Here is a 20,215-nt window from a genome sequence, read left to right as displayed (position 1 = left end):
AATAAGATCTACGTCACATTTAAAACGACCCCAGGACATACGTCCAATGAATGTTTCTAATCACCACTATTCACATCATGCATGGCGATGGCCCTATGGAGGAGGTCACCCACCCAGCTGCGGAACACATCGTCGTGCTGCCATGGATTGTGAACCATGTCCACACCCAGGCCGAGGATGGGAAAAGGGAAATCAGCGACATAAACAGGCAGGGTCCGTGCCATGCGCTCAACTACCCGACGCCTGTGGAGAGCCAACTTCCGAACCCCTGCCACAAACTGGGGAACCACCAGATAATCAGTGACATGCACCTTCATTTTCACGTCCAGACCCCGGTGACGGAGGAGCTCATAGGGCCTGGTGGCCCGGGCGGACTGTAGACCAACATGCGGCCAGTCCTGCAGACAGGAAATGACGTCCCCCTCCAGCAGTTCAGGGTGGCCGCCAACCACCACCCATTCATCATCAAAAAGCCGCTCGCGAGGGTGTGGGACTTCATACCCCTCCGCCACCAGCAGCACATCCGCACCCTGATCAATGAACACTGAATCAGAAATATCATCTGTGGTGATGACCCTGAGAGACATGGTCGGTGACTCCCGCTCCATGAGCAGGGAGATCGACTGGCCAACGACATAAGCGACGGAACTGGACATCGCAAGCGTCAGGGTTCTGCGACTGAACTCCGGATTGAACACCTGCCCACCGAGCAGGCCCGTGGTTTTCTGCAGGACTTCACGGAGCGGCCCGAGCATGTCGCGAGCCCGCGGGGTGAGTACGTTGACAGCCCCCTGACGGATGAGGATCTCATCACCGAGCAATTTCCTGATCCTCCGCAGGGCATGGCTCATGGCAGGTTGCGAAAGACCCACCCGATCCGCCGCCGCGGTGACCGACCCCTCCTCCAGGATCGCATGGAGGGAAACCAGGAGATTGAGATCCACATTGGCGAGGTTGCCGAACTCTTCATTCATGAGATGAATAGTACCCATCCCATCTATTCATTGGACAGATTTAGAGTTACATGGAACGCTACAGACATTGAAACATGACCCCGGTCACACAACGGGATCCCTGCCCTCTTTCAAAGGAGTAGCCATGCACCATCTTGAACTCGACCGCCCCCGCTGCGAAGGCCACGGACTCTGCGAGGAAGCAGCGCCCCACCTCATGCACCTGGATGACGAGGGTGAGCTCATCCTCGACGTTGAGAACATCAACGATTCTGATCTGCCAGCCGCCCAGGATGCCGTCCGCGTCTGCCCCGTCGCAGCGCTGCGCCTGACCGCACAGAACCTTTAACCATCCCGTCGATCATCCCAGCGCACCAGGAAGAGGGTTTATACCGTGCAGAACACCGTGCAAAAAATTGTCATTGCCGGCCACGGAATCGCAGGGCTCACCGCAGGTGATGCTCTCCGACGACAGGGGTTCCAGGGCGATCTCACCATCATCGGTGAGGACCCCCATCCCACCTACAGCCGCCCCGCCCTGTCAAAAGCGGCACTGAACCCGGACGCCGACCTCATGGACACCATCCTTCCGGAGGCGACCCACGCAGCCACTGAGGTCCAGGGTTCCGTGGTCGGCCTTGATGTCGCTGCACAGCACGTTGAGCTTGCCGACGGAACCACCGTCCCCTACGACGGCCTGGTTATCGCCACCGGCACCCGCGCACGCAGGTTCACCGACAACCCGAATGAGTACACCCTGCGCACCCTCGATGAGGCGGCCACGCTCCGCACGCGCCTGGCGGCGAAGCCAACCGTCACCGTCATCGGCGGTGGCCCACTCGGCATGGAGGTGGCCTCCGGAGCACGTGCACTCGGCTGCGAGGTCCGCCTGATCCAATTCGGCTTGCCGATGCTGCTGCAGATGGGCCCGGTGATCGCCCAGATCCTCACTGATGTCGCACGTGACAACGGTGTTGAGGTCATCGATGCGATGGTGCGATCGGTCACCCCTGCACTTTCTCCTGCGCCGTCGGGATTACAGGTCGAGCTGGACAACGGCCAGATCATCACCTCCGATGTCGTGGTATCCGCCATCGGCGATGCTCCTAATACTGAATGGCTGGAAGACTCAGGCCTCCTCCTGGACGGACGCCTGATCACGGACACCCGCGGCAGGGTGACAGACAATATCGTTGCCGCCGGCGATGTGGCCTGGTTCAACGGGCAGCGCTCCCCCGTGTGGACCTCCGCCATCGAAGAAGCCAAGATCGCCGCCGCCGCGCTCCTCCACGGTGATGACGCCCCCACCATCAACTACCAGCCCTATTTCTGGACTGATCAGTTCGGGTTGAATATAAAAATCAGTGGCCCGATCCCCCACGAAGGTGACCCCATCGTGGTCGAGGGATCCCTCACGGAACGGTCCGCCCTGTTGCATTGGCCGACACTGGGGACCGCCGCAGCCATCAATTACCGCATGCCGGTGCCACGTCTGCACAAGCTGGCCAAGTCGGCGCTGCAGGTGTCCTGACCGGACAAGCTTCCTGGGCAGGCAGTAATATTCCGAACCCGCTCTCGTGTACTGATTCCTGAAAAGGACAAGCCACCGGGGCGGGTTCCGGCATTTCTGAAGACATGTCAGACAATGACATGCACGTGCACGGCGCCGCCCACGAACCATGGGCATCCCTCCACCTGACCAGCACTTTCTCCGGCACTGACTGACATATAAGAAATTTACGAGTATTCTCGCAATCACCGAGTGACCCGAATCACTCAGAAGATGTGGACCTTGATATCCATGCTCCAAACCAATAGTTAAGGAGATCAGCGATGAGTACCACTCCCAACACCAACCCTTTTGGCACGCCAGAGGACGAGGATGACCGGGTAGCAAAAACCGGAACCTCAGAAGACAAGGACACCGTACCCACCGGTGGCCCCACCACCGACGATGAGAAGGTTGATGAATGGGGCGAGGAATCCTTCCCCAGCAGTGACCCTCCGGCCAACTATTAACACCTCCGGCCAACTACCAACAGGGAGGTCCGAGCCGCCAATGTCGAAGACAGATAACGCACACCCAGATGTCGATGCCATTGCGCAGGATATTTCCCGGATCGCTTTCCAACACGATTTCACCCTCGCTGCTGCGGAATCACTCACAGGAGGAAAGATCTCCTGTCGACTGGCCGCAGCACCGGATTCCTCATCCTGGTACGCAGGCGGGGTGACGTCCTACATGACCCGTATCAAGTACGAGGTTCTGAAAGTCCCCGAAGGTGACCCCGTCCTCACTGAGGAGGCGGTCAGTCAAATGGCTCTCGGAGTCGCTGACCTGATGACCGCTGACGCGGTTGTCGCCGTGTCCGGGGCGGGTGGCCCAGACGGCCAAGAGGGCAATCCCCCTGGCACCACCTGGATTGCTGCCTTTGTTCGAGGAACATTACACACCGAACTCCACCATTTCCCTGGAGATCCCGAGGAAGTTCTAGAGCAGACCGAACACCATGCCCTGGCACTCTTATACGACTCCATGGTGGAGCTCATCAACCATCAGGAGAAGGACATATGAGAGCACTGACCTGGCAAGGAAAAAGAAAACTCAGCGTAGACACCGTTCCTGATCCTGTTCTGCAGGCAGACAACGATGCCATCATCGAAGTCACCTCAACCGCAATCTGCGGTTCTGATCTGCACCTCTATGAGGTGCTCGGCCCTTTCATGGATGAAGGCGATATCGTCGGCCATGAACCCATGGGACGTGTGGTTGAAGCTGGCCCCGCCTCCAACCTCACCGTGGGTGACCGGGTGGTCATCCCCTTCAATATCTCCTGCGGCACCTGCTGGATGTGCAAGCGGGGATTGTTCTCCCAGTGCGAAACCACCCAGGTCCGGGAATACGGCTCCGGGGCCAGCCTTTTCGGTTATTCCCGACTTTATGGCTCAGTACCCGGCGGCCAGGCTGAATACCTACGGGTTCCACACGCCAACTTCGGACCGATCAAGGTTGGCAATGAACTCCCTGATCACCGATACCTCTTCCTCAGCGATGTCCTGCCCACTGCCTGGCAGGCTGTGCAGTACGCCGATGTCGGCGAGGGTGACACCCTGGCGGTTTACGGACTCGGACCCATCGGCCAGATGTGTGCCAGAATCGGCCGTCACCTGGGGGCCCGCGTATTCGGTATCGAACCTGTCGCTGAGCGTCGCGCCATGGCAGCCCGGCACGGCATCGAGGTATTCGATATGGGTGAGGATGCGCATGCGGCGATCCGCGATCTCACCGACGGACGTGGCCCTGACGCCGTAGTGGATGCAGTTGGTATGGAAGCCCATGGGTCACCCGTCGGCAAGCTCGCACATGATGTGATGGGCTTCGTGCCCGACGTGGCCGCCCGCAAGATGATGGAACACGGTGGGTTGGACCGACTTGGGGCACTCCATGGATCCATTGATCTGGTCCGGCGTGGTGGAACCGTGTCGCTGAGTGGTGTCTACGGTGGCGAAGCCAGCCCCATGCCGATGCTCACCATGTTTGATAAGCAGATTCAGATGCGCATGGGTCAGTGCAACGTGAAGGCGTGGATCGATGATCTCCTTCCGCTGGTGGAGGATTCCACGGATCCCCTGGGGATTGATGATTTCATCACACACCGGGTTCCCCTGAGCGAGGCCCCAGGGGCTTATGAGAAGTTCCAGAAGAAGGAGGACGGCTGCATCAAGGTCGTGCTCGATCCAACTCAGTGATAAACCGCTGACAAACCACTGGCAACCCCCACTCACACCCAGGGAAAAGGTAAACCGAGATGTCCGTTTCTGACCTCATCGTCCGCCGCCTCATCGATTGGGGGGTAACCCGGATCTACGGTTATTCCGGCGATGGCAACAATGCTCTTCTCGGGGCGATCCGTCGCGCGGGAGAGAACCTCGATTTCATCGCCGCCCGACATGAGGAGGGTGCGGCCTTCATGGCTGTCGGTGATGCCAAGTACAGCCGCAAGGTGGGAGTTGTCACCGCAACCCAGGGCCCGGGCGCGGTTCACCTCCTCAACGGCCTCTATGACGCCAAGTTGGACAGCGCGCCCGTGGTGGCCCTGGTGGCGCAACAGAGCAGATCGGTGTTGGGATCTGATTATCAGCAGGAGATTGACCTGCATAATCTCTTCGCCGATGTGGCCACCCCCTTCATGGAGACCATCACCACACCGGAGCAGCTTCCCATGGTTCTGGACCGGGCGTTCCGGGCGGCTCTGGCCAACAGCGGCCCGGCGGTGGTGATCATCCCGCATGACATCCAGCAGGAGCCCGAACCTGAGCTGGGGCAGGAACACGGCGAGGTGGTGACCGCGGTGCACTGGAGCAGTGGCCATCTACTCCCCCGGGATGAGGACCTCGCACAGGCTGTGAAGGTACTCACCGAGGGAAAGAAGGTGGCGATCCTCGCCGGGCGCGGTGTTCAGGATGCTCAGGAAGAACTGGTCGAATTGGCCGAGCGTCTCGGTGCTGGAATCACCACGGCACTGCTCGGCAAACCATTTGTTGATGAAACCCACCGCTTGGCTGCGGGCAACATGGGGCACCTGGGCACCCATTCGGCGAACTGGGTTTTGCAGAATTGTGACACCCTGCTGATCATCGGTGCCAACAGCCCGTGGACGGAATTTTATCCGCCACCGGGCCAGGCGCGCGCGGTGCAGATCGATGTCAACGCAGCCACGATGGGGAACCGCTACCCCATCGAGGTCGGCTTGTTGGGGCAGTCTGCTCCCACCATCGCGTTGCTGTTGGAGCATCTCCCCACTGACCTCACCGATGAGGATGACGAAAGATCCGAATGGGAGACCAGTGTGGAGGAGGCCATCGCGAACTCCCGCACGATTTCCCGTGAGCGTTCACTGGTGGCTGCTGATCCGCTCAATCCGGAGCTGGTGATCAGTGGCGTGAATGGCCTGCTCTGGGATGACACCCAGTTGGCGATCGATGTGGGTAGCTCCGTCTACCACTATGTCCGCCATATCAATGTGCCCCGCGGGGCCAATGCGCATCTGTCCAGCACGTTGGCGTCCATGGGATGTGGAATTCCTTATGGCATCAGTGCCAAGGAGGTCTCCCCGGAGCGCCCCGTGGTGGTGCTGGCGGGTGATGGCGCGATGACGATGCTCGGAATCAACGAGCTGATCACCGTGGCCGACAGGTGGCGTTCCTGGTCGGATCCCCGTTTCGTGGTGGTGGTTCTGGCCAACCGGGATCTGTCCGAGGTCAGTTGGGAGCAGCGGGAAACTGAGGGCGAGCCCCGTTTCGAGGACTCGCAGCGGGTACCCGCCTTCGATTTTGTGGCCTTTGCCGAGCAGCTCGGTCTGCGTGGAGTTCGTGTTGATGATCCTGAAGGCCTCGACGAGGTGCTCGCGGAAGCGTTCACCGCTGACCGGCCCATCATCATCGAGGCGAACACCGACCCGGATATCCCGCTGATCCCGCCTTATCCGCACGGCCGTGAACTGGTGGAATCCATGCGTGAGGGCATCACCGCTGAAGGCGCTTCAGGCGAGCACGCCCTGCGCCTGCTGGAAACCTACGCCGAGATCGAGGAGCGCTACTCCTAACACGCTGCTTATCGACGCCCCCCTCCGCCCGCCCCAAACCGGGCGTAGGGTGGCCGGTATGACGCACCATTTTGAAATCAAGGTACCCGGCGGAAAACTAGTGGTGGTGGATGTCACGACGGACAATGACACCATCACCAAGCTGCAGGTTTCGGGTGATTTTTTCATTGATCCCGATGAGGCGTTCCTCGCACTGGGATCCGCGCTCGAAGGCGCATCAGTCAAGGATCCTGCAGCCGAGTTGACCCGCCGTTTCGATGCTGCCCTCGCACCCTTCGGTGACGAACTGGAATTCCACGGTTTCACCACCGCTGATATTGCCCAGGCGGTGCGTCGCGCGGTGACCGGCGGTACCGATTTCACCGATCATGAGTGGGAGATCCTGCATCCCGGCATCCTGCCCACACCTGTGAATGTGGCCCTGGATGATCTGCTCCTGGAGCAGGTCGCCACCGGCCAGCGCCCACCCACCCTGCGGTTCTGGGAATGGGATGACCGCGCCATCGTCATGGGATCCTTCCAGTCCTATCTGAACGAGATCGACGCCGACGGTGTTTCTGAGCACGAGGTGACGGTGGTTCGTCGTATGTCCGGTGGTGGTGCGATGTTCATGGAGGGTGGCAACTGCATCACCTATTCCCTCTATGCCCCGGACTCGCTGGTCGCAGGCATGAACTATGAGGACTCCTACGAATACCTGGACCGCTGGGTTTTGGCTGCTCTGAAGGAACACGGTGTGGAGGCCTGGTATGTCCCCATCAATGACATCACCTCCACCGGAGGCAAGATCGGTGGTGCTGCACAGAAACGTCGCGCGGGTGCGATCCTGCACCATGTGACCATGTCCTATGACATTGACGCGGACATGATGACCCAGGTGCTGCGTATCGGCAAGGTGAAGATCGCCGACAAGGGGCTGCGTTCTGCCAAGAAGCGTGTGGATCCCCTGCGCCGGCAGACCGGTGCCCCGCGCGAGAGCATCATTGAGACCATGAAATCCACCTTCGCTGCCCGTTATGGTGGATCCGTGGTGGAGCTTTCACCGGAGGATCTGGCGGCCGCGGAGGAACTCGTGGCCGGGCGTTATGGCACCGATGAGTGGACGCACCGCGTTCCTTAGATTTTGGTGTCCTCCACGGTGGGCCCGGGTGCTTCAACATCGAAGGCCCACAACACACCGAAACGGTCCATGGCCTGCCCGTAGAAGCCACCCCATGGGGCCTCCTCGAAAGGCATGGCGAGCTGCCCTCCCCCATCGACGAGTCCCTTGATTAGGCGTTCTGCCTCTTCAGGGGTGTCCAGGGAATACAGCAGTGAGTAGGCGGTGTCCTGCAGAGGTGCTTCTGGGCTTCCCGGCATGTTGTCACCGCCGGTGATGGTGCCGCCCGCCAGTTTCAGCTGTGCATGGGCAACCCTCTCCGGATCAGGTTGGAACGGGAAACCCTCAGCCGACATCTCTCCGTATTTCATCATGGTGAGATCGCCGTCAAAGATCTTTGCCCAGTGTTCAAACACCTCGGCGGCGTTTCCGGGGAAGGTGACATAGGTGGACAGGTTTTTGCTCATGGTGAAAGTCCTCGGTTCGAATCGGGAGTGAATCACAGTCTTAGATGATACTCCCCCCATACTTGAATTGTGTGCCACGTCACCCAACTGGGATGCATGGGCCACTACGGGGCGAATTCAGCAACAATGGTCCCCATGAAGATCACACGCCACGTCCATGCCTGTGTGGAAATTCACCACAATGATCGAAGTCTTCTCATTGACCCGGGCAATTTCGGTGCCCCAGAGTCTCTCAACACCACAGATGCCGTGCTGCTCACCCATAGTCACCCGGATCACGCGGATGCGGATGCACTCGTCCGGGCCCGTGAAAACCGCCCCCATCTCCCGATCTACGGGCCGCAGCATCTCGCAATGATCCTCCCCTTCGAGGTGCACATCGTGCAGCGCGGGGATACCTTCAATGTCGCCGGATTCCACGTGGAGGTGCTCGGTTCCGACCATGCCATGATCACCCGCGCCCAGGATGTCCCGGAGAACATCGGCTTCCTCATCAACAGGCGGGTTCTACATCCTGGTGATGCGTTCCAACCGATCAGGAACGTGGATCTTGCACTGGTTCCGGTCAATGGCCCCTGGGTGAAGATGCTTGATGTTGAGCAGTGGTTGAAGAAGTTTCCACCCCGCAGATTCATGGGCATCCATGACGGCATGGTCATTGATGCGGGCCGGGCACTCAATAATAAGATCCTCGGGATACTCGGAGACGCTTACGGATCCGAGCACCTCCCGCTGGAACCTGGTGAGTCCTATGAATTGCCCACCTAGAGCACCCTGATCATCGCCACGCCCGCGATGATCACCACCAGCCCCATCATCTGCACCCAGGACACGCGTCGCCTGTTGGCCCCGAGAAGTCCGAGGGTGTCAATGAGCAGGCTGGCGGTCATCATGCCCAACAGCATGAGCACCACCGTCATACCGGTACCCACGATCGGCCCCAGGAACGCAGTTCCGTACACCACCGTGGCACCCAGGAAACCACCCATCCACATCCACCACGGGTTGGGTTCATCCGACAGGGACACACCACGCCAGGGGGTTCGGGTGAGAACCAGCAGGAGAAAAAGCGTCAGTGCACCCACACTGAAGGAAACCAGGGCCGCCTCCACCGCTGAACCCAAAACGGTACCCAGACGACCATTCACAGATATCTGAGTTGCGGCGGCCGCTCCCATCAACAGACCGAGCATGCGCCACAGCCACACCCCCGGGGGTTTATCAGCGGTGGCAGGGGTGTGGCGTCGAAAAGCACCGACGGCCGCGAGCGCGCCGATGAGCACCAGCACCGCACCGAGCAGGCGCAGCCAGCTCAGGGGTATCTGTGGCGCACCGAGCAGGCCCAGGGTGTCGATCAATAACCCGGTGATGATCTGCCCGGTAATCGGCAGAATAACCGTCTGGACACTGCCCACACGCGGGAAGAGCAGGATATTTCCCGTCAGCACAATCACCCCGAGCGCACCACCGGTGAACACCCACCACGGCTGCCCCGCCGTCTGCGCAAGCGCTGGAAAAGGGTGGCCGCTGGTGATCCACGTGGCGACCAGGAGCGCGCCGGTGCCGATGAGGAAGGACAGGAACGATGCCATGAGGGGCGCACCGACGCTGCGGCGCAAGCGGTTGTTCGCCGAAGTCTGAATGGGCAGCAGGGATCCTGCGAACACACCGAAGAGGGCAGCTAACATTCCCGTCATCGTAGTCTGAAGTACGCGATCTACCCCACTAGTCTGGGTGGGTATGGTCACCGTATTCACCGTCGGACATTCCACGCACAACCTCCAGACCTTCCTGGATATGCTGGCGGAGAACGGGGTGGAAAAGCTCATTGACGTGCGCAAACTTCCCGGGTCGAGGAAGTTCCCCCACTTTGATCAGGAAAAACTCAGCACTTCATTAGATGAGGTGGGGATCGCCTACGCATGGTCCGAGCCACTCACCGGTCACCGTCCGGTGAGCAGGACCGTGCCCTTTGAGGTCAATGGTTTCTGGCAGAACCGTAGTTTCCACAATTACGCGGACCATGCCTTGTCGGGGGATTTTATGAAAGCCGTGGCTCACCTCATGCAGGATCCCGCCCGCAGTGTGCTGCTGTGTTCAGAGGCGGTGTGGTGGCGGTGTCACCGGCGCATCATCACCGACCATCTTCTGGCCCGGGGCGCCGAGGTCATCCACATCATGGGCCCAGGTCAGACGTCGGTGGCGACCTTGACCTCCGGGGCGGTGGTGGAGGAGAAGGCAGATGACACCACAGTCACCTACCCTGCCACTGATTAACCGAAAATACGGCCGAGCAGAGAACCATTCTTCCTGGCCGCAGCCTTCTGCGCCTCTGTGCAGGTGCACCACTGGCCACGTGGGACAGAGGCCTTGACGGAATCGATGTGCTGGCCACAGCCAGCCCAGGTGGTCTTGTTGCATGCCTTGCAGGTGACGGGTCGGCACATGGGGAGATTCTCCTTCGCAGTGATGGGGTTCAATCACACTCAGCAATACCCTCCCGGGTATCACCTGGAATCACACTACCTATACCCCGCAGGGTATTCAAACGTCGGGCCCGCGCCACCCCCACACGTTTAGACAATCGACTTCAGGTCACCGCGACTGTAAGATCGTCCCCATCATAAAGTCATTCTGACCATAAGGGGTGCCATGACCCGGCCTGATAGCTCTATCCAGGTGGCCGTATCCACGGTCATCTTCGCGCTGCGCCCCGACCACAATGACCTCCCCGCACTGTGGACCCCCTTCATCGCCCGCACCCGCGACCCCCACCTGGGCAGATGGGCTTTACCGGGCGGCTGGTTGTCAGAACATGAGCAACTCGAGGAGGTGGCTGCCCGCACCCTCGGGGAGACCACCGGCCTCCACCCGAGCTACCTCGAACAGCTCTACACCTTCGGCGACCTCCACCGCTCCCCCACCGGCCGCGTCATCTCCGTTGTGTACTGGGCACTGGTCCGCGCCGATGAGGTGGAAAGCGCCGAACCCGGTGAGAACGTCCAGTGGTTCCACGCCGATCACCTGCCCGATCTGGCCTTCGACCACAACCACATTGTGGACTACGCGCTCCAACGCCTGCGCACAAAGATGGAATACGCCGATATCGCCCACTCCTTCCTCGGGGAAACTTTCACCATCGCGCAGTTACGCGCCGTCCACGAGGCTGTCCTCGGACAAAAACTCGATGCCGCCAACTTCCGAAGATCCGTGGCCACCTCACCCGATCTCGTGGACACCGGCGAAGTGCTCGCGGGCACACCCCACCGACCGCCCAAGCTCTACAGGTTCACCCACAACCCCGAGCGTTAAATTCCCCTTACCCCACCTCAATATTTCAGCGAGAAACATCATGACCAACCAGCAGACCATCGACCCTTCTGTCGACCACGTCCTCCAGCTCATCGCCACCGGTGACACCGCCGGCTCTTCCTGCTCCCCGGAGCTTAAAGATGGCCCGTGGCTTCTCGACGCCCCCACCGTCACCCCGGATTACGGCCCCGGGGCATCCAAGCTGGACCCCCTCCCGCTGGGTGCTCCCCGCCAGCAGGTGCTGCCTGAGACCTATCAGCACGCCACCGAAGAGGAACTCCACGAACGCATCCGTGCCGCAAAAACGATCCTCAGTGATCGCGTGGTCATCCTCGGCCACTTCTACCAGCGCGATGAAGTGGTGCAGCACGCGGATTTCGTCGGTGATTCCTTCCAGCTGGCACGTGCAGCCAAGGGCCGTCCCGAGGCGGAAGCCATTGTTTTCTGCGGTGTCCACTTCATGGCGGAAACCGCCGATCTGCTCTCCACCGATGAGCAGTCGGTGATCCTTCCCAACCTGGCCGCCGGTTGCTCCATGGCCGATATGGCTGACCTGGATTCCGTGGAAGACTGCTGGGAGCAGCTCGAGGAGATCTACGGCACCGATGCCGATGAGCAGGGCCGCGCCCCGGTCATCCCCGTGACCTACATGAACTCCTCTGCCGCCCTGAAGGGCTTTGTTGGCAGGCACGGCGGCATCGTGTGCACCTCCTCCAACGCGGCAGCCGTTCTGGAGTGGGCTTTTGAACGCGGCCAGCGGGTCCTGTTCTTCCCGGACCAGCACCTGGGCCGCAACACGGCCAAGGCCATGGGTATCCCACTCGAACAGATGCCGATGTGGAACCCGAACAAGGCCCTGGGCGGCAACACCGAAGCAGAGTTGCAGGATGCCAAGGTGCTGCTCTGGCATGGTTTCTGCTCCGTGCACAAACGTTTCACGGTGGAACAAATTGACAAGGCCCGTCGCGACTACCCGGATGTGCACGTGGTGGTTCACCCCGAATCCCCGATGCCCGTGGTGGATGCGGCGGATTCCTCCGGCTCCACCGACTTCATCGTCAAGGCGATCCAGGCCGCACCGGCCGGCTCCACCTTCGCCATCGGCACTGAGATCAACCTGGTCCAGCGCCTGGCCGCCCAGTATCCCGAGCACACCATCTTCTGCCTGGATCCGGTCATCTGCCCCTGCTCCACCATGTACCGCATCCACCCCGGTTACCTCGCGTGGGTATTGGAGGAGCTCGTGGAGGGCCGCGTGGTGAACCAGATCAGCGTGGGTTCAGATGTGGCAGATCCGGCACGGGTCGCCCTGGAACGCATGCTCGCTGTCGTGCCGAACCAGTCCGTTGCCTCCGGAAAGGGTGCCAACTGATGAGCGATCAGCGAAGCATTGACAAACTGGTGGAAACAGCCCTGAACGAGGATGCCCCGTGGGGCGATATCACCTCGAATAACCTCGTTCCGGCTGCAGCCCTCTCCCGCGCCCACCTGGTCGCACGCGAGCCTGGCATGTTCAGTGGCACCCAACTGTTGGAGGCTGCCTTCCGGCTCGTTGATCCACAGACACGGGTGGAACTGCATATCAGTGACGGCGAGGCCTTTGAGCGCGGTGCCATCCTGGCCATTATCACCGGGCCGTCGCGCGCGCTGCTCCGTGCCGAGCGCATCGCCTTGAACTTCACCCAGCGCATGTCGGGTATCGCCACCCAGACCGCCCGCTATGTGGAGGCCGTCAAGGGCACGAAGGCACGCATCGTGGACACCCGCAAAACCACTCCCGGCCTGCGGATTGTTGAACGCCAGGCTGTACGTGACGGCGGTGGCCACAACCACCGCACCTCCCTGTCAGATGCGGTGATGGTGAAGGATAACCACCTGGTGGCCGTGCTCGCCCAGGGCATGACCATCACCGAAGCCCTCACCCAGATGAAGACCCGCCTGCCCCACACCACCCACATCGAGGTGGAGGTGGATCGCATCGACCAGATCGAACCCGTGCTCGCCGCCGGGATCCACACCATCATGTTGGACAATTTCACCAATGAGGATCTGAAAGAAGGCCTCCGGATCATCGGTGGACGCGCAATCGTTGAGGCCTCCGGTGGGGTGAATCTGGACACCGTGGCAGACATCGCCCGAACGGGTGTTGATGTGATCTCCGTCGGAGCCCTCACCCACTCTGTCCGGGCCCTGGATCTGGGACTCGATTTCGAATAATGCTCTACCTGGATAATGCGGCGACAACGGGTGTGCGTCGTGAAGCTTTAGAAGCCATGTGGCCGTACCTGACCACTCACTTCGGGAACCCGTCGAGCCCGCATTCCGTCGGGGAGGCGGCCGCGGCGGGCCTGACCGCCGCACGACGCGCAGTGGCCGGAGTGGTCGGTGGGCGCGCCACACAGGTGGTGTTCACCTCCGGCGGCACCGAGGCCGACAACCTCGCCATCAAGGGCATCGCCCTGGCCAATCCGCGTGGCAGGCACATCATCACCACCCCTCTGGAGCACTCCGCCGTCCTGGAATCCGTGGATTATCTGGTGCGATTCCATGATTTCGAGGTCACCTGGCTCACCCCGGATGGCCAGGGGATGGTCTCAGCAACCGAGTTGGCGAAGGTATCGCGGCCGGATACCACGCTGGTGAGCATCCACTATGCCAACAATGAGATCGGCACGATCCAACCCATCCGGGAGCTCGCCGCAGCCACCGACGCACCTTTCCACACCGATGCGGTTCAAGCCGCTGGATTGCCACTTTCGGGGCTCGGGGTGGATGCCATCAGCTTGTCCGGTCACAAGATCGGTGCGCCAAAAGGCATCGGTGCGCTCTGGTGCCGTCTACCTCTGGAACCCCTCATTCACGGCGGCGGGCAGGAACGCGGCCGACGCAGCGGCACGGAGAACGTTGCCGGTGCGGTCGCCTTCGCCACTGCCCTGACACTGGCCCCTGAAAACGAAACACCTAACCTCAGTGACTTCATCACCACGGTGCTCACCATCGACGGCGCACACCTCACCGGCCATCCCACCCAGCGGCTCCCCGGTCACGCCTCATTCGTGTTTGAGAACACCGGTGGCGAGGCGGTTCTTCTGGAGCTGGAGCAGCGCGGAATCATCTGCTCACCGGGATCTGCCTGCGGTTCGGGCGAGGTGCCCCATGTCCTGCTGGCCATCGGCCTGTCGGAGGACCTGGCCAGGACCTCGGTGCGGTTTACCTTCTCCTCCACCAATACCGCCGCCGATGTCTCAGTGGCTGCCCGGGCGGTGCTGGAGGCGGTCACCGCGGTGCGGTCACTGTAGGCGGACCGGCAGTGCGCTTTGCGACGACCAAGGTAAATACTGCCCGGAAGAATACAACAATACCCCCAGGCGTATCCCTGGGGTATGGTGTCCGTTTATGAAACTTGATCCTGAAGAGATGCGTCCCGCCATCAACCGCCTCAAGCGCGCCCAGGGCCAGCTCAACGCTGTGGTCCGGATGCTTGAAGAGGGCGAAGACTGCAAAACCATCGTCCAACAACTCTCAGCAGCTTCCAAGGCGGTGGACCGCGCGGGCTTCACCATCATCTCTGCCGGCATGGAGAAATGCTTCCAGGATGACGCCGGCCCCGAGGAACGCGAAGCCATGGAGAAGCTGTTCCTGTCACTTGCCTGACGCTACCCCCGTCCTGCGTCGCTCCGCTCACACACAGAATATGGGGCATGATGGGCGGATAATATCAGCATCATGAAAGCATTTCATTTCCGCTCCACATTCTCTGGTGGAGTATCCCTCGTGGGTTTAGCAGGACTTTTATTGTTCGCTCCCCTTGCATCTGCTCAGACATTGCAGGTGGGAGAAAATTCTGAAATCACTTTAGCTCAGCCAGCTGTTTTACCGGAATACACGATAGCTCCCGGCCAACTATCGACGCGAGTGACTGACACCTCTGGTGTATTGACACCCGAACAAAACACCGAACTTGGAAGCTCAATTCAGCAATTACTAATAGAGCATCAGAAATCGATTTTCATTATATACATGCCATCTTTCGATGGATTCGGAAACACCGAGTGGGCTGAACTGGCCGTTGACGCCAACGGTGGAGGAAACACTTTCGTTCTGGCTATAGCAACCGAGGACCGACAATTTGGACTGAGTGCCGATACCACCGCCGGAACCTGGTCAGAGTCTGATCTTGACGATATTGAAGATGCAATACTCCCCTCACTGGTGGAATCAGATTGGCCAGAGGCCGGTTTCGCTGCTGTCGATGCAGCCACGAGGTCAGCTGAGTCTTCTTTTTCCTGGGATGATTTTCTCGGTGAAATCCTAGCTCTTGCAGAAGGCGACGATTCCTCTAATTCCACCCAACCCGAAGAAGGCCTCGAAGTAGAGGAGCCTGTTCAGGTCGAGCAGCCCGTAGCTCTTGCAGAAGGCGACGATTCCTCTAATTCCACCCAACCCGAAGAAGGCCTCGAAGTAGAGGAGCCTGTTCAGGTCGAGCAGCCCGTAGCTAATGCAACCAGGACCGATTCCACACAGAGTGGGAGTTCATTCTGGTCCACCCTGGTGTCCTTTGTCACAGTCTTCTCCGTGTTCATATTATTGGGCGTTCTCCTGGTCTACCTTTTCCGTAAAGTTACCGAGAGACGGCAAAAGTACACAGAGCAACAACTAGTCAGCGTTCGGCAAGTCGCGCACAATAATGATGCAGGATTGGCAGACTACCCAGTCCACATACTTGAGAAGCGCGCGGACGAGCTAATCGTTACTACTGGTGCGTTGATGAACCGGTCCCGTGAAGAGCTGAACATTGCTGTGGCCGATTTCGGCTCCTTACGAACCCGCTCCATTCAGCAAGCTGCCGAAGAAGCCGACCGTGTATTCAAGCAAGCACTCCAGATTCATCAGAAAATTACTCTCTCCAACCCAGGGATTACACTTGAGGAACCCTCTTCTTCACCCAGATTTAATACCCCATCTGGGCAAGGAGGTTCTTTTCTACAAACAATCCAGAATCTTCGCCTAAGAATCCAAAGGCTCCGTCTAAGAATCCAGGATCTTCGCCTAAGAATCCAGAAGCTCCAGCAGAATATCCAAAGCTATACCCGCTTTCGGGAATCCATCAACGAATCTAACCCGGAAAAGCAGACAGATCTCATTCAAATCATCTCCCTGTGTGGTCGCGCAGAAGAAGCTGTCAATCAACAAAGAGCAGGACTCTCCACTCTCAGGGATCTGATAGCTAACGCAGGCACTGAACTCAGTGCATTGACTCAACAGTCAGTTTCTCTTCGTACACGCATCATACGAGCACAAGCATCACTTCTAGATCTCCAATCCCGCTATGCCCCGGAAATGCTGGAATCAATAAACGATAATGTATCCCTGGCTGAATCAGCTCTCGAGCAGGCTGAAGGTCAACTGTCTATCGGTCGTGAGCAGAATGCAAGACCGGCGGGTCAACGAGCCGGAGTTATCAATGCAATACGAGGGGCCGAACAAGCTCTCGGACTCATTGATCCCCTGCTCCTGGGTATCGAACACGCGGACAATAACATCGCCGCAGCAAACGACGGTTTTGAAACTTTAAGCGGAGAAGTCGAAGAAAAAATACAGGAAGCTCAAAAAATCAAAGCATGGGGTCTGGAACACGGCGCCGAAATAAATTGGGAAACTCTAGATTCCACTGTTGCGAATTCCTCTGAATCCCTGGATAGAGTTCGGGAACAAGCAGCTGTTAACCCACTGAGCGCTTACTCCTCCCTCATCGACACTGAAGATCTGCTTGCCCAGCAGCTCGAAGCCGCCCGTGAATCTGTTAAGTTGCACGCCCATAAACTCCAATTAATAGATCAAAAACTGACCAACACCAGGTCCCAGATACAAATCGCCAAAGATCTGATCTCCTCACATGACGCCGTGGTAAAGGCACAGGCACGTATTTACCTGGCTAATGCAATGTCGCTGGTATCCCGAGCGACGGCGGAGCGCACTAAACAGATTTCCCTAGCAGATGAATTGGTAAAACAGGCTGCTCAAGAAGCACAACGATCAACCACTCAGACAAATATGGATATCAAGGACCACGAGGAAAAACTACAAACCGAACAGCCTGTTGCGCTGGGTCTGAGAGCTGCATCGTTTCTAGGCTTGATGACCAACGAATTACATCAGCACCGACAGGAAATATCAACCGAAGAAAAAAGAGCGGAAGAGAAGCGCGAAAACAAAAGACGCAAGCGTGAGGAAAGGCGCCGTAGGCGGGCTGAGGAGATCGAAAAAGCAGCTGACAGTTCTCAGTCCACATACTCTCCAAAATCTACTACTCCTCGCCAAAACGTCACCAGTAGCGACAATCGCCGAGGAAATTCAAGCCGCGGAGGATCGTTCTAGATGATTGATTCCAAGGGGTCAGTGGTCATAGGCGATCAATGACCGCAGCACCGGCTGACCGGTGGCATGGTTATGCCAGATCACCGCAGTCAACGCCAACAACCGTCGCACCACCCGACTGACCACCCCACGCACCGTGCGCCCACCATGCAGCTCAAGTCCCAACTGTCCTTTCAACGTGTCAAACACCGACTCAATGGTTTGCCGCAAAGGTTTCAGAAACCCTCTCCCTGACCTGGGGGTTTCATCCTTTCTAGCCGGGCGGATCAACTCCACACCACCATCATTGAGCACATCTTCCAACCACGCACCGTTGTAGCCCTTATCCGCCATGATCACCTGGCCCGATGCCACCTGCACGGGCACGGTATCGAGCATGGACACCAGCGCCTGGCGTTCGTCAGCTTTCGCCCCAGTCAGGGCGTACCCAACAGGCAGCCCGTGCAATGTGGTGATCAGGTGGAGACGCAACCCCCAGAAAAACCGGGAGTGCGAGGCACAATAACCGTATTCGGCGAACCCGGCTAGGTCGGATCGTTTGACTGTTTCCCGGGATCGACCGCATTCGACCGGGGTGGAATCGACCACCCAGAGATCATCGGCGAGTAGTCCGGTGGAGGCGGCCAGATAGGTCATGATGTGGTGGGTGAGTTCGGTGAGTTTGCGTTGGCGTTTGTTGTATCCGGATTGTTGTGGGATGTAGGGGAAGATGCTGTTTAGGTGGGTGTGGGCGTAGCGGATGAAGCGGCGTTCGGAGGTAAATCCCAGGAGGTTTTCCATGATGACGAGGGTGATGAGTTCCGCGTCGGTGACCTGGGGTTGGATCCCGATTGCTGGTCGGTTCGGCACCAGGTGTGAGTGGGTGTTGATGAAGTCGTCAGCGGTGACATAGACTGCCAGGGCGAGAGTGTTTAGATTGTGGTCCACAACTTCAATCCTTAAACACTCTCGCTTTGTTTTAGCGGTAGCGACACCCCTTGGAATCAATCATCTAGAGCTTCTTCACCACACTGGACTTCAGCTGCATCTTGCCGAAGCCAGGAACGGTGGCATCGATATCGTGGCCATCAACACCACCGCCCTCGATCAGGCGGATGCCGGTGACCTTGGTGCCGATCTTGATGTCTTTTCCACCGCCGCCCTTGACCTTCAGGCTCTTGACGATGGACACGCTGTCCCCGTCCTGCAGGACATTGCCCACCGAGTCCTTGATCACCGGGGTGGCATCAGCTTCAGTGGCTTCCGCCTCGCCGGGTACCCACTCGTGAGCGCACATGGGGCACACGAGCAGGGCACCGTTTTCGTAGGTGAATTCACTGTCACACTGGGGGCATGAGGGTAATTGATCAGACATAAATTCAGTATCTTACCCTGTTTTCCCAGCTGAGGGGCATTATCTCGTGGGCTTTGTCTAGGGCGTCTATGGCGCGGGGGTACCACCGTTGACGTTGAGGGTTTCACCGATGACGTAGCTGGATTCAGAGGATGCCAGGAACACATAGGCCGGAGCCAGTTCCGTCGGTTGACCGGCACGACCCAGCGGGGTGTTCTTACCGAACTCAGGCAGGTCCTCCTTCTCCTGACCATCAGAGACCTGCAGAGGGGTCCAGAAAGGCCCCGGTGCGACCGCGTTGACGCGGATGCCCTTGGGGGCGAGCTGTTGGCCGAGTCCCTTGGTGAAGTTGTTGATCGCAGCCTTGGTGGAGGCGTAGTCCAACAGATTCGCAGAAGGCTGGTAGGCTTGGATAGAGGTGGTGTTCACGATGCTGGACCCCGCCTTCAGGTGCTTGAGAGCCTCGCGGGTGATGCGGAACATCGCCAGGATATTGACGTTGAAGGTGTCATCCAGCTGCTCATCGGTCAGGTCCTCCAGGCTCTCCTGGACGATCTGACGCCCTGCATTATTAACCAGGATGTCCAGGCCACCGAGTGCCTCAGCGGCGTCGGTGACCAGGGTCCGACAGAACTCAGCATCGGCCAGATCACCCGGGATGAGGACGATCTTCTTGCCGGTCTGATCCACCACCTCTTTGACCCACTGGGCGTCTTCCTCCTCAGCAGGGAGGTAGTTGAGGGCGATGTCGGCGCCTTCGCGAGCGAAGGCCACGGCGACCGCTGCGCCGATACCGGAATCACCACCGGTGATCAGTGCGCGCCTGCCCTCGAGTCGACCTGTGCCCCGGTAGGAGAATTCTCCACGGTCAGTTTTGGGGACGAGTTCGGCATCAAGGCCGGGTTCTGGTTGATCCTGAACCGGCGGTTCAATCTCTGGATAGCGGGTGACCGGGTTCTGGAAGGTCAGCTGGTCAGTGGTTTCATGATTGGCGTTTTCGGTGTTACTACCGTGCGTTTCGGTCATGATGTCTCCTTGAATAGTCGGAGTTGAGCGTTGGGCTGCCC

General features: G+C 59.0%; 22 protein-coding genes. 15 read left to right on the top strand and 7 right to left on the bottom strand.

From position 1 onward, the window contains the following. Positions 1 to 56: 56 nt before the first annotated feature. Positions 57 to 974: a LysR family transcriptional regulator gene (locus tag CFAEC_RS04745; protein ID WP_290279273.1), complete on the bottom strand. Its 918-nt coding sequence runs from the start codon at positions 972 to 974 to the stop codon at positions 57 to 59. Between the two features lie 124 nt (positions 975 to 1,098). Here CFAEC_RS04745 and CFAEC_RS04740 point away from each other — a divergent pair, with 124 nt between their 5' ends. The 7 genes from CFAEC_RS04740 to lplB all read left to right on the top strand — a co-directional run bounded on the left by CFAEC_RS04740 (position 1,099) and on the right by lplB (position 7,679). Beyond that, complete coding sequence (locus CFAEC_RS04740; RefSeq protein ID WP_290279271.1) at positions 1,099 to 1,302, top strand: ferredoxin; 204 nt, start codon at positions 1,099 to 1,101, stop codon at positions 1,300 to 1,302. A 45-nt stretch (positions 1,303 to 1,347) separates the two neighbouring features. Continuing rightward, entirely contained in the window at positions 1,348 to 2,484 is a 1,137-nt protein-coding gene (locus tag CFAEC_RS04735; protein WP_290279269.1) for an NAD(P)/FAD-dependent oxidoreductase, read from the top strand. A gap of 302 nt (positions 2,485 to 2,786) precedes the next feature. Then, positions 2,787 to 2,972, top strand: a complete 186-nt coding sequence (locus tag CFAEC_RS04730; protein ID WP_290279266.1) for a hypothetical protein — start codon at positions 2,787 to 2,789, stop codon at positions 2,970 to 2,972. Positions 2,973 to 3,012: 40 nt separating this feature from the next. Next, a complete protein-coding gene (locus CFAEC_RS04725) occupies positions 3,013 to 3,528 on the top strand; it encodes a CinA family protein (RefSeq protein WP_290279264.1) in 516 nt (171 codons plus the stop codon). Further along, the gene (locus tag CFAEC_RS04720; RefSeq protein ID WP_290279262.1) at positions 3,525 to 4,703 is read left to right on the top strand and encodes a zinc-dependent alcohol dehydrogenase; all 1,179 of its coding nucleotides are present in this window, start codon (positions 3,525 to 3,527) and stop codon (positions 4,701 to 4,703) included. Before CFAEC_RS04725 ends, CFAEC_RS04720 begins: the two co-directional genes overlap by 4 nt. A gap of 59 nt (positions 4,704 to 4,762) precedes the next feature. Continuing rightward, complete coding sequence (locus tag CFAEC_RS04715) at positions 4,763 to 6,559, top strand: thiamine pyrophosphate-requiring protein (protein ID WP_290279260.1); 1,797 nt, start codon at positions 4,763 to 4,765, stop codon at positions 6,557 to 6,559. 58 nt (positions 6,560 to 6,617) lie between these two features. Then, a complete protein-coding gene (gene lplB, locus CFAEC_RS04710) occupies positions 6,618 to 7,679 on the top strand; it encodes a lipoate-protein ligase small subunit (protein WP_290279258.1) in 1,062 nt (353 codons plus the stop codon). Here lplB and CFAEC_RS04705 read toward each other — a convergent pair. Then, the gene (locus tag CFAEC_RS04705) at positions 7,676 to 8,125 is read right to left on the bottom strand and encodes a VOC family protein (protein WP_290279257.1); all 450 of its coding nucleotides are present in this window, start codon (positions 8,123 to 8,125) and stop codon (positions 7,676 to 7,678) included. The two genes, lplB and CFAEC_RS04705, sit on opposite strands and share 4 nt — an antisense overlap. Before the next feature lie 135 nt (positions 8,126 to 8,260). Between CFAEC_RS04705 and CFAEC_RS04700 the strand changes: the two genes are divergently transcribed. Next, a complete protein-coding gene (locus CFAEC_RS04700) occupies positions 8,261 to 8,893 on the top strand; it encodes an MBL fold metallo-hydrolase (protein WP_290279254.1) in 633 nt (210 codons plus the stop codon). On the opposite strand, the gene CFAEC_RS04695 is transcribed toward CFAEC_RS04700, so the two are convergent. Next, positions 8,890 to 9,813 carry a DMT family transporter gene (locus tag CFAEC_RS04695; protein ID WP_290279252.1) on the bottom strand — a complete coding sequence of 308 codons (924 nt, stop codon included), beginning with the start codon at positions 9,811 to 9,813 and terminating at the stop codon, positions 8,890 to 8,892. The two genes, CFAEC_RS04700 and CFAEC_RS04695, sit on opposite strands and share 4 nt — an antisense overlap. 52 nt (positions 9,814 to 9,865) lie before the next feature. On the opposite strand from CFAEC_RS04695, the gene CFAEC_RS04690 reads away from it, so the two are divergent. Further along, positions 9,866 to 10,402, top strand: a complete 537-nt coding sequence (locus CFAEC_RS04690; RefSeq protein WP_290279250.1) for a DUF488 domain-containing protein — start codon at positions 9,866 to 9,868, stop codon at positions 10,400 to 10,402. Here CFAEC_RS04690 and CFAEC_RS04685 read toward each other — a convergent pair. Further along, positions 10,399 to 10,572, bottom strand: a complete 174-nt coding sequence (locus tag CFAEC_RS04685; RefSeq protein WP_290279248.1) for a DUF8730 family Cys-rich protein — start codon at positions 10,570 to 10,572, stop codon at positions 10,399 to 10,401. The two genes, CFAEC_RS04690 and CFAEC_RS04685, sit on opposite strands and share 4 nt — an antisense overlap. Before the next feature lie 205 nt (positions 10,573 to 10,777). Here CFAEC_RS04685 and CFAEC_RS04680 point away from each other — a divergent pair, with 205 nt between their 5' ends. The 6 genes from CFAEC_RS04680 (at position 10,778) to CFAEC_RS04655 (ending at position 17,815) form a co-directional block, all read left to right on the top strand. Next, positions 10,778 to 11,437 carry an NUDIX hydrolase gene (locus CFAEC_RS04680; protein WP_290279247.1) on the top strand — a complete coding sequence of 220 codons (660 nt, stop codon included), beginning with the start codon at positions 10,778 to 10,780 and terminating at the stop codon, positions 11,435 to 11,437. A 40-nt stretch (positions 11,438 to 11,477) separates the two neighbouring features. Then, complete coding sequence (nadA, locus tag CFAEC_RS04675; protein ID WP_290279245.1) at positions 11,478 to 12,809, top strand: quinolinate synthase NadA; 1,332 nt, start codon at positions 11,478 to 11,480, stop codon at positions 12,807 to 12,809. Further along, positions 12,809 to 13,654 carry a carboxylating nicotinate-nucleotide diphosphorylase gene (gene nadC, locus CFAEC_RS04670; protein WP_290279244.1) on the top strand — a complete coding sequence of 282 codons (846 nt, stop codon included), beginning with the start codon at positions 12,809 to 12,811 and terminating at the stop codon, positions 13,652 to 13,654. The genes nadA and nadC overlap by 1 nt, the downstream gene beginning before the upstream one ends. After that, on the top strand, positions 13,654 to 14,736 hold the full coding sequence (locus CFAEC_RS04665) for a cysteine desulfurase family protein (protein ID WP_290279242.1): 1,083 nt from the start codon (positions 13,654 to 13,656) through the stop codon (positions 14,734 to 14,736). Before nadC ends, CFAEC_RS04665 begins: the two co-directional genes overlap by 1 nt. A gap of 97 nt (positions 14,737 to 14,833) precedes the next feature. Beyond that, entirely contained in the window at positions 14,834 to 15,091 is a 258-nt protein-coding gene (locus tag CFAEC_RS04660; protein WP_290279240.1) for a metal-sensitive transcriptional regulator, read from the top strand. A 72-nt stretch (positions 15,092 to 15,163) separates the two neighbouring features. Further along, positions 15,164 to 17,815: a TPM domain-containing protein gene (locus CFAEC_RS04655; RefSeq protein ID WP_290279239.1), complete on the top strand. Its 2,652-nt coding sequence runs from the start codon at positions 15,164 to 15,166 to the stop codon at positions 17,813 to 17,815. An 18-nt stretch (positions 17,816 to 17,833) separates the two neighbouring features. Here CFAEC_RS04655 and CFAEC_RS04650 read toward each other — a convergent pair whose 3' ends face one another. The 3 genes from CFAEC_RS04650 to CFAEC_RS04640 all read right to left on the bottom strand — a co-directional run bounded on the left by CFAEC_RS04650 (position 17,834) and on the right by CFAEC_RS04640 (position 20,174). Continuing rightward, positions 17,834 to 18,742, bottom strand: coding sequence for an IS982 family transposase (locus CFAEC_RS04650; protein ID WP_290279237.1), 909 nt, complete (start codon positions 18,740 to 18,742; stop codon positions 17,834 to 17,836). Between the two features lie 64 nt (positions 18,743 to 18,806). Further along, positions 18,807 to 19,169 (bottom strand): zinc ribbon domain-containing protein YjdM, encoded by a 363-nt coding sequence (locus CFAEC_RS04645; protein ID WP_290279235.1) that lies wholly within the window; start codon positions 19,167 to 19,169, stop codon positions 18,807 to 18,809. A gap of 66 nt (positions 19,170 to 19,235) precedes the next feature. Continuing rightward, complete coding sequence (locus CFAEC_RS04640; RefSeq protein ID WP_290279233.1) at positions 19,236 to 20,174, bottom strand: SDR family oxidoreductase; 939 nt, start codon at positions 20,172 to 20,174, stop codon at positions 19,236 to 19,238. Between the last annotated feature and the right edge of the window lie 41 nt (positions 20,175 to 20,215).

The sequence above is a fragment of the Corynebacterium faecale genome (assembly GCF_030408735.1).
Taxonomy (GTDB): Bacteria; Actinomycetota; Actinomycetes; order Mycobacteriales; family Mycobacteriaceae; genus Corynebacterium; species Corynebacterium faecale.
The sequence above is the reverse complement of the archived record's forward strand: the minus strand, read 5'-3'. Positions and strand labels throughout refer to the sequence as shown.

What these genes read in the sequence shown, in the direction of transcription:
- CFAEC_RS04665 (WP_290279242.1), top strand. Translation starts at nt 13,654, where the DNA reads ATGCTCTACCTGGATAATGCGGCGACAACGGGTGTGCGTCGTGAAGCT.
- CFAEC_RS04720 (WP_290279262.1), top strand. Translation starts at nt 3,525, where the DNA reads ATGAGAGCACTGACCTGGCAAGGAAAAAGAAAACTCAGCGTAGACACC.
- CFAEC_RS04660 (WP_290279240.1), top strand. Translation starts at nt 14,834, where the DNA reads ATGAAACTTGATCCTGAAGAGATGCGTCCCGCCATCAACCGCCTCAAG.
- CFAEC_RS04640 (WP_290279233.1), bottom strand. Translation starts at nt 20,174, where the DNA reads ATGACCGAAACGCACGGTAGTAACACCGAAAACGCCAATCATGAAACC.
- CFAEC_RS04680 (WP_290279247.1), top strand. Translation starts at nt 10,778, where the DNA reads ATGACCCGGCCTGATAGCTCTATCCAGGTGGCCGTATCCACGGTCATC.
- CFAEC_RS04695 (WP_290279252.1), bottom strand. Translation starts at nt 9,813, where the DNA reads ATGTTAGCTGCCCTCTTCGGTGTGTTCGCAGGATCCCTGCTGCCCATT.
- nadA (WP_290279245.1), top strand. Translation starts at nt 11,478, where the DNA reads ATGACCAACCAGCAGACCATCGACCCTTCTGTCGACCACGTCCTCCAG.
- CFAEC_RS04705 (WP_290279257.1), bottom strand. Translation starts at nt 8,125, where the DNA reads ATGAGCAAAAACCTGTCCACCTATGTCACCTTCCCCGGAAACGCCGCC.
- CFAEC_RS04690 (WP_290279250.1), top strand. Translation starts at nt 9,866, where the DNA reads ATGGTCACCGTATTCACCGTCGGACATTCCACGCACAACCTCCAGACC.
- CFAEC_RS04725 (WP_290279264.1), top strand. Translation starts at nt 3,013, where the DNA reads ATGTCGAAGACAGATAACGCACACCCAGATGTCGATGCCATTGCGCAG.
- CFAEC_RS04715 (WP_290279260.1), top strand. Translation starts at nt 4,763, where the DNA reads ATGTCCGTTTCTGACCTCATCGTCCGCCGCCTCATCGATTGGGGGGTA.
- CFAEC_RS04745 (WP_290279273.1), bottom strand. Translation starts at nt 974, where the DNA reads ATGAATGAAGAGTTCGGCAACCTCGCCAATGTGGATCTCAATCTCCTG.
- CFAEC_RS04685 (WP_290279248.1), bottom strand. Translation starts at nt 10,572, where the DNA reads ATGTGCCGACCCGTCACCTGCAAGGCATGCAACAAGACCACCTGGGCT.
- nadC (WP_290279244.1), top strand. Translation starts at nt 12,809, where the DNA reads ATGAGCGATCAGCGAAGCATTGACAAACTGGTGGAAACAGCCCTGAAC.
- CFAEC_RS04700 (WP_290279254.1), top strand. Translation starts at nt 8,261, where the DNA reads ATGAAGATCACACGCCACGTCCATGCCTGTGTGGAAATTCACCACAAT.
- CFAEC_RS04740 (WP_290279271.1), top strand. Translation starts at nt 1,099, where the DNA reads ATGCACCATCTTGAACTCGACCGCCCCCGCTGCGAAGGCCACGGACTC.
- CFAEC_RS04645 (WP_290279235.1), bottom strand. Translation starts at nt 19,169, where the DNA reads ATGTCTGATCAATTACCCTCATGCCCCCAGTGTGACAGTGAATTCACC.
- CFAEC_RS04655 (WP_290279239.1), top strand. Translation starts at nt 15,164, where the DNA reads ATGAAAGCATTTCATTTCCGCTCCACATTCTCTGGTGGAGTATCCCTC.
- lplB (WP_290279258.1), top strand. Translation starts at nt 6,618, where the DNA reads ATGACGCACCATTTTGAAATCAAGGTACCCGGCGGAAAACTAGTGGTG.
- CFAEC_RS04730 (WP_290279266.1), top strand. Translation starts at nt 2,787, where the DNA reads ATGAGTACCACTCCCAACACCAACCCTTTTGGCACGCCAGAGGACGAG.